The following is a 7,154-nucleotide window of genomic DNA, read 5'->3' on the forward strand; positions in this document are numbered from 1 at the left end:
GGCCTACAGCTTCCCCGCCCCACCCCACAACGGCATCGGCGACCCCAACCAGCCCGACACCGACAAGATCAGCTTCACGCTGAGCGGCGTGGAGCCGGGGGACTACCTGGTGCGGGCCCAAGTGGACGGGGCCCAGAGCCCCCTGACCCGCGACCTCAACCCGGCCAGCCCGACCTTCGGGCTCTACGTACAGCCCCAAGTGAACCTGCCATGACCACGATCCAGAGCTGGCCCCAGGCCAACCAGCGCTACCTGATGGCCGCGCTGGAGGTGGTGCGGGCCCGCCTCGAGGCTTCCTCCGAACTCCCCGCGGCGCAAAACGCCCTGCGCGAGGCGGCTCAGGCCCTACCCGCCCCGGCGGCGCTGGAGACGCTGGTGCAGGCCTTCGGGCTCTCCCCCTTCGAGCGCGAGGTGCTGCTGCTGTGCGCGGGGCCGGAACTGGACGCCAGCTTCGCCCGACTGCTGCAGAAAGACCCGCTCAGGCCCTTCCCCAGCTTCGGCCTGGCCCTGGCGACGCTGAGCGAGGCCCACTGGAGCGCGCTCTCCCCGGCGGGGCCGCTGCGACGCTGGCGGCTGGTGGAGTTGTCGGGGAACCACCTGACCCAGGGGGCCCTGCGCCTGGACGAGCGCATCCTGCACTACCTCACCGGCACCGACTACCTCGACGAGCGCCTGTGGGGCTACCTCCAGGCCACACCCCCGCCCGCCACCCTGGTGGCCTCGCACCAGGCCCTGGCCGAGCGCATCGGCGCGGCCTGGCTCGAGCAGAATCCCCCGCCGGTAGTCCAGCTCTATGGCGCCGAGGCCGCCGACCGGCAAGCCATCGCCGCGCAAGCCGCGCTCGAGCTGGGCCTGCGCCTGCTGCGCTTGCCGGTCGAGTTGCTGCCGTCCAGCCCCGCCGACCTCGAGGGCCTGCAACGGCTGCTCGAGCGCGAGGGGGTGCTGGGGGGCTGCGTCTACTTGCTCGAGGCCGAGGGCGAGCAGCCCACCCTGCTGCGGCGCTTCGTCGAGGGGCTGGGCTCGAGCGTCCTGACCTCCACGCGCGAGCCGCCACCCCCCCTCGAGCGGCCCACCCTGCGGCTCGAGGTGCGCCCGCCCACGCCCGCCGAACAGCTCGAGCTGTGGCGGCAACGGTTGGGCGAGTCCGAAGCCGCCGCGCTGGCCTCGCAGTTCAACCTCGGCGCCAGGGCCATCCAGGACCTCCTGAGCCAGAAGCCTCCGCCCCGCGACCTCTGGCAGGCCTGCCGCCTGCAAGCCCGGCCCCGGCTGGAGGATCTGGCCCAGCGCATCGAAGCCAGCGCCACCTGGGGCGACCTGGTGCTGCCCGCCCACGAGCAGCGGCTATTGCAGGAACTCGCCGCCCAGGTGCGGCAGCGCTCGAGGGTCTACGAGCACTGGGGCTTTGCCCGCAAGGGGCAGCGGGGCCTGGGGATCAGCGCGCTTTTCACCGGCCCCAGCGGCACCGGCAAAACCCTCGCCGCCGAGGTACTGGCCGCCGAGCTGGGCCTGGACCTCTACCGCATCGACCTCGCCCAGGTGGCGAGCAAGTACATCGGCGAGACCGAGAAAAATCTGCGCCGGGTCTTCGACGCCGCCGAGAGCGGCGGGGCCATCCTGCTCTTCGACGAGGCCGACGCGTTGTTCGGCAAGCGCTCGGAGGTCAAGGACAGCCATGACCGCTACGCCAACCTCGAGGTCAGCTACCTGCTGCAGCGCATGGAGCAGTACCGGGGTCTGGCCATCCTCACCACCAACCTCAAGGAGTCCCTCGACAGTGCCTTCCTGCGGCGCATCCGCTTCGTGGTGCAGTTCCCCCACCCCGACCCCGCCCAGCGCAGCGAGATCTGGCGCCGGATCTTCCCGCCCGAGACCCCGCTCGAGCCCCTGGACTACAGCCTCCTGGCCCGCCTCAGCGTGACCGGGGGCAACATCCGCAACATCGCGCTCTACGCGGCCTTCCTGGCCGCCGAGGAGGGCGTGGCGGTGGGGATGCGCCACCTCAAGCGGGCCGCCCAGGTGGAGTACGGCAAGCTCGAGCGCCCCCTCACCGAGGCCGAGATCGGAGGCTGGGGATGAGAGAGTACGCCGAACGCCAGCGAGCGTCGAGGGTCGAGGGCCACGAGGTCGTAGGCAAAACGCAAAACGCTGAACGCTTCGCCGGGATCGAGGTTCATATCGAGAGCCTGGTCTTGTACGGTTTCTCCCCCCTCGAGCGCTACCGCATCGCCGAGGCGGTGCGGCTCGAGCTGGCCCGGTTGTTGCGGGAGGGGGGACTGCCGCTCGAGCAAGCAGGCGAAGCGGCCCGGCTGGACGCGGGGGCCTTCACAGTCGCGGCGGGAGCGGGGGCCGAGCAGGTCGGGGCTCAGGTGGCACGGGCGGTGTACCGGGGGCTCAACCCCACGGCGGAGGGAGGGAAAGAGTCGTGAGGGAAGCTCTGCGCAAGCCCCAGGCTCCGCGCTCCGGCTTCCACCCGGCGGCTCGAGACGCCCGTTTGCAGCGCCGCTGCGCCTGCGGGGGCATCGCCGGTCCTACGGGGGAATGCGAGCAGTGCCGCAGGCGGCGGCTGCAAAACACCAGGCGGGATTCCGCGCCCGCTCACAGCTTCGGCAGGGTCGAGGCGCGCTCCCCGCGGTGCTCGGTCAGGGTGCCCAGCGGCCCGGCCAACAGCTTCGAGGACTGCCCCATCGACTGGCAGCGCCAGGCCAACGCAGCGGTGGAGCTGGGCCGCCGGTGGGTGGCCAACGTGCTGATGGGGCTGAGTAGCCTGCCCAGCCCCATTCCCGCCCCCGTGGCCAACCTGCTCAACCGCCACTTCCACACCACCTACAGCGGCGATATCCGCACCATGGTGCGGATCTTCGACAAGATCTACAAGGCCCTCAACGCCGAGATCGACTTCGAGTGCGAAACCAGTTGTGACGACAACGTCGCCGCCTATGTCTACGCCATCTGGACCGACGTGCACCTGTGCCCCATCTGGTACGGCCAGAGCGCCCGCGGGAAGGCCAACACCATCGTTCACGAGCTAGCCCACGACGCCGCCGGTCGCGACGACAAAGCCTACGTCTGGGAGGCCAAATACGCCCGCCTCTCGGTGAACGAGGCTCTCGACAACGCCGATTCCTACTCCAATTTCGCCGAGGAAGCCTTTTACGGGCCATAGAGGCCGGGAGAACCCTTGTGATGGAGAAAGCCCTCTTAAAGCCTCAGACCTCCACGACTAGCCCTACCGCCCGCCGGCCCTCACTCCAGCGCAAGTGCGCCTGTGGCGGCACCCCTGGCCCGACCGGCGAGTGCGAGAACTGCCGCCGCAAGCGGCTGGGGTTGCAGCGCAAGGGGGTAGGGCCCCAGCCTACCGAGGTTCCCCCCATCGTCCACGAGGTGCTGCGTTCGCCGGGACAGCCGCTCGAGCCCACCGTACGTGCCGCCTTGGAACCCCGTTTCGGGCACGACTTCAGCGGGGTGCGGGTGCATACGGACTCGAGGGCCGCCGAGTCGGCGCGGGCGGTGAACGCGCTGGCCTACACGCTCGGACGCGACGTGGTGTTCGCCGCCGGGCAGTACGCTCCGGCTACGGTCAGGGGGCAAAAGTTGCTGGCCCACGAGCTGACCCACGTGCTGCAGCAGGGAGGCTCGAGTTCCCCGCTCCAGACCCAGCCTGCCGACACCCCTCCCCTCACCCTCGGCCCGGCCCACGACCCCTCCGAAGCCCAGGCCGAGGACGTGGCCCAGCGCATCGCGAGCGGAGGCACCCTCACGCCGGGGACGATCCTCCGAGCCCCCTCCCGCCTGCAGCGCGCGCCCGACGTGCCCGAACCCCTGCGCACCGACACGGCGCGCCTGCCCGCGCCAAGCTCGGGTGCCGACGCGCGCATCCACGTGATCCGCAAGCTGATGCCTTGCGAGTGCCGCAAGGTCCCCGACGTGCGCGAGGGGGTCTTCTGGAACCCCGACCTCGACGCCTTTGCCATCGCCTACCGCCACTGCCGGGGCAGCACCACCACCGACATCTACACCGAGGTCGAATCCAACCTCTCCTCCTTCCTGACCGGGGGTGCTCCGCCTGCGGGGACCGCCCGGATCGGCTTCGAGATCAACGTGGTGGGCCGCAGGGTCAGCGGGCAGGGGACGCTCGAGGTGCTCGGCAGCAATATCCCCGGCAGCGAGGGCATCGGCGGGCGGGCGCAGGTGGTGTTCCAGGGCGACCGCTGGCGAGTCTTCCTCACCAGCGACTTCCTGCACCGGCTGGGCGCGACCCCTGGAGACGTGCTCAACCTCAACTTAGGAGCCCAACTGGGCCCGATCTCGGTGGAAGTGCAGGTTTCCGACGCACTTTCCCCGACGCCCACCGGCAGCGGGGCGGGCTGCGTGGACATCTTCGGCAGCTCACGCCTGTGCCTCACCCTCTCGGCGGGCGGGGGCACGGGAGTCACCGGCGGCCTCGAACTCCGCCTGCCCTTAGGCGGCCCCGAGGTGCGGCGGGAGGAGTGCTTCCAATGCCTGTGCCCGCCACCCACCAAACAATTTGAGTGCTACTTGGACATTCCCCCTAGCGAGCGGGAGGTGAGCCGGGAGATAAGCGTCGAGGTCCCCGGTGAATACCGCTACTACTTCCGCCTCAACCGCACCACCCCCTCCGAGGACGCCGACCTGCGGGCGCGCTCGAGCGCCAATCTAGACGCAGTGGCCCGCGACGTGGCCGCGGGCGGGCAGGTGGTCACCCTCTTCGGCTATGCCTCGCCCGAGGCCACCGAGGCCCACAACGCGACGCTCGGTGCGGAGCGCGCCGAAGCCCTGGCGGAATTGCTACGCGCCCGCCTGCCCAGCGGGACTACCCTTCCCACCCCATCCGGCGGGGGGGAACTCCTGGGTCGCCGGCCCTCGCCCGCTCCCAGCAGCCGCCTGGGCGAAGCCATCCGCGCTGGCGGGTTCCGTTCGGCTGAAGACATCAGCATCTTCCTGCTGGGCGAGGAGATCCCTCACGCCGAGCTCTCCGAGCAGTTCGTTTCCCTCTTCCGCGCGCTGCCCGAGCCTAACGACCGGCTGGCCCTCTTCGGACTGGGGCCGGACGACCCCCTGGCCCCCAGGGTGCTGGCCACGGTGGAGGAATTCCTGCGCAGCCCGCGCAGGGGCAGCCGGCCCTGGGAGCGGGTCTTCCGCCTGCTGCGGGTGGGGGTGGTCCGCACCTCGCGCCCCGAAAGGCGGCGCATCACCGAAACCGAGCGCACTCCGGGCTCCCTCACCGCCCTCTCCGCGAGCGAGTGCCGCGAACGGGGCCTGGAGGCCGAGCGCGGGGGCCTGCTCCCGCCCATCCCCCAGGAATTGCGGCTGCCGCGCCGGGGGCGCGAGGACCGCGAGGTCGAATGCACCATCGAAGTGCGCCCGGAAGACCGCCGCAGCGGCTGCTCGTACGAACTCACGCCGGACATGCGCAAGCACCCCACCGCCCCCGCCCGCGCACCCAGGAGGTTCCCGTGACCACCTTCCCCCGCTCGCCCAAGGTGCACAAAGGCGCCCTCATCGGCCTGGACGTGCTCAACCCCGTGGCCAGCGTCATCGTCTTCCAGTACAACCCCGACACCCTCACCCGCTCCATCCAGGCCAGCGCCCTCACCCCCCAGGCCGGCGCGGAGCAGAGCGAGATCCTGCGGCTCAAAGGGCCACCGCGGGAGACCATCGGCCTCGAGGTCGAGATCGACGCCGCCGACCAGCTCGAGCAGGCCAAGGAGAGCGCGGTGAGCATGGGCATCTACCCCACCCTCTCGGCCCTGGAGATGCTGCTGTACCCCAAGTCGGCGCTGGTCATCGCCAACGAGGTGCTGCTGCGGCTGGGCATCGTGGAGGTGGTGCCCCCCGAAGCGCCCTTCACGGTGCTGGTGTGGGGGCCCCGGCGCATCGTGCCGGTCAAGCTCAGCAGCCTGCAGATCACCGAGGAAGCCTTCGACCCCAGCCTCAACCCCATCCGGGCCAGGGTGCGGCTGGACTTGCAGGTGCTGACCTACCAGGACTACGGCCTGCTCAGCCCCGGCGGAGCCTTGTTCATGGCCCACCAGATCGCCAAGGAAGTCATGGCCACCCTCGGCAGCACCGAAAACCTCGCCGAGTTGCCCTCGATCGGAGGCTAGGATGTTCGACCCCAGCAGTCGCTATTACCCCCTGCCCACCGCCACCCTCACCCGCCGCGACGCCGACGGCAGGGAGCGGGAAGTGCGCTACGTGCGTCGGCGCTTCCTGCCGCCGCTTTCGGCCTCCACGTTGCTGTTGGAGCACCGCTTCACCCAGGGCGAGCGGCTGGACAACCTCAGCGCCCGCTACCTGGGCGACCCCGCCCAGTTCTGGCGGGTTTGCGACGCCAACGCGGTGCTGCAACCGGAGGAACTCGAGGAAGTGGGCCGCTCGATCCGGGTGGCCATGCCGGAGGTCTAGGTGCTCACGGGCGTGCTGGGCATACGGGTGCTGCTGTGGCTGGGGGAAAACCTCCCCCGCCCCGCCCCCGCAGAGGCCATGCGGGCCCTGCAGGAGGTGGAGGTGCACCTCAACGACCGCGCCCCCAGCGGCTTCCGGCTGGTCTTCGCCTTGCACAAGGACAAGAGCCTCGACTACACCCTGCTCAAAAGCGGCGCGCTCGAGCCAGGCTCACTGGTGGTGGTCGCGGCCATCCTGGGCCTCGCGCCCCACGCCCTCATCAACGGGGTCATCACCCACCACCAGCTCGAGCCCAGCGCCGAGGCGGGGGGCTCGAGGCTCACCGTAATGGGCCAGGACGTGGGGCAGATGATGGACTTAGAGGAGCGCAACGAGCCCTACGACAACCGCCCCGACTTCCTGATCTTCAACCAGGTCGTCAGTCGCTACGCCCGCTACGGCATCGTGCCGCTGGCCACCCCCACCACCGACTTCCCCCTCATGCTCTACCGCACCCCCTGGCAGCAGGGCACCGACCGGGCCTTTTTGCAGGAGTTGGCCCGGCGCAACGGCTTCGTGTTCTACCTCGAGCCCACCGCCCCCGGCGTGACCACGGCCTACTTCGGCCCGGAGAACCGCCTGGGCCTCCCCCAGCCCACCCTGAGCTTCAACCTGGGCTCGCTGAGCAACGTGCAGTCGCTGCACATCGGCAACGACGCCCTGGCCCCGGTGGCCTCCAGGGGCGTCTT

At 70.4% G+C, this 7,154-nt stretch carries 8 protein-coding genes; all 8 read left to right on the forward strand.

All coding sequences use genetic code 11. The features are described 5' to 3' along the window. A partial coding sequence (locus Mrose_RS19030; RefSeq protein ID WP_220452358.1) for a hypothetical protein occupies positions 1–214 on the forward strand: 214 nt, incomplete at its 5' end. Then, a complete protein-coding gene (locus Mrose_RS17250; RefSeq protein ID WP_119280379.1) occupies positions 211–2,076 on the forward strand; it encodes an AAA family ATPase in 1,866 nt (621 codons plus the stop codon). The genes Mrose_RS19030 and Mrose_RS17250, both read left to right, overlap by 4 nt. Further along, positions 2,073–2,426 carry a hypothetical protein gene (locus Mrose_RS17255; protein WP_119280380.1) on the forward strand — a complete coding sequence of 118 codons (354 nt, stop codon included), beginning with the start codon at positions 2,073–2,075 and terminating at the stop codon, positions 2,424–2,426. Before Mrose_RS17250 ends, Mrose_RS17255 begins: the two co-directional genes overlap by 4 nt. Further along, complete coding sequence (locus Mrose_RS17260) at positions 2,423–3,163, forward strand: M35 family metallo-endopeptidase (RefSeq protein ID WP_147371710.1); 741 nt, start codon at positions 2,423–2,425, stop codon at positions 3,161–3,163. Before Mrose_RS17255 ends, Mrose_RS17260 begins: the two co-directional genes overlap by 4 nt. A 20-nt stretch (positions 3,164–3,183) precedes the next feature. Beyond that, the gene (locus tag Mrose_RS17265; RefSeq protein ID WP_119280384.1) at positions 3,184–5,478 is read left to right on the forward strand and encodes an eCIS core domain-containing protein; all 2,295 of its coding nucleotides are present in this window, start codon (positions 3,184–3,186) and stop codon (positions 5,476–5,478) included. Continuing rightward, complete coding sequence (locus Mrose_RS17270) at positions 5,475–6,125, forward strand: hypothetical protein (protein ID WP_119280386.1); 651 nt, start codon at positions 5,475–5,477, stop codon at positions 6,123–6,125. Before Mrose_RS17265 ends, Mrose_RS17270 begins: the two co-directional genes overlap by 4 nt. 1 nt (position 6,126) lies before the next feature. Beyond that, on the forward strand, positions 6,127–6,426 hold the full coding sequence (locus Mrose_RS17275) for a LysM domain-containing protein (RefSeq protein ID WP_119280388.1): 300 nt from the start codon (positions 6,127–6,129) through the stop codon (positions 6,424–6,426). Beyond that, positions 6,427–7,154: hypothetical protein (locus Mrose_RS17280; protein ID WP_220452359.1), on the forward strand; the 728-nt coding region annotated here is incomplete at its 3' end.

The organism is Calidithermus roseus (assembly GCF_003574095.1).
Lineage (GTDB): Bacteria > Deinococcota > Deinococci > Deinococcales > Thermaceae > Calidithermus > Calidithermus roseus.

Bases quoted from the DNA above. Each gene is read 5' to 3' on its own strand.
- Mrose_RS17250 (WP_119280379.1), top strand. From the start codon at position 211: ATGACCACGATCCAGAGCTGGCCCCAGGCCAACCAGCGCTACCTGATG.
- Mrose_RS17255 (WP_119280380.1), top strand. From the start codon at position 2,073: ATGAGAGAGTACGCCGAACGCCAGCGAGCGTCGAGGGTCGAGGGCCAC.
- Mrose_RS17265 (WP_119280384.1), top strand. From the start codon at position 3,184: ATGGAGAAAGCCCTCTTAAAGCCTCAGACCTCCACGACTAGCCCTACC.
- Mrose_RS17275 (WP_119280388.1), top strand. From the start codon at position 6,127: ATGTTCGACCCCAGCAGTCGCTATTACCCCCTGCCCACCGCCACCCTC.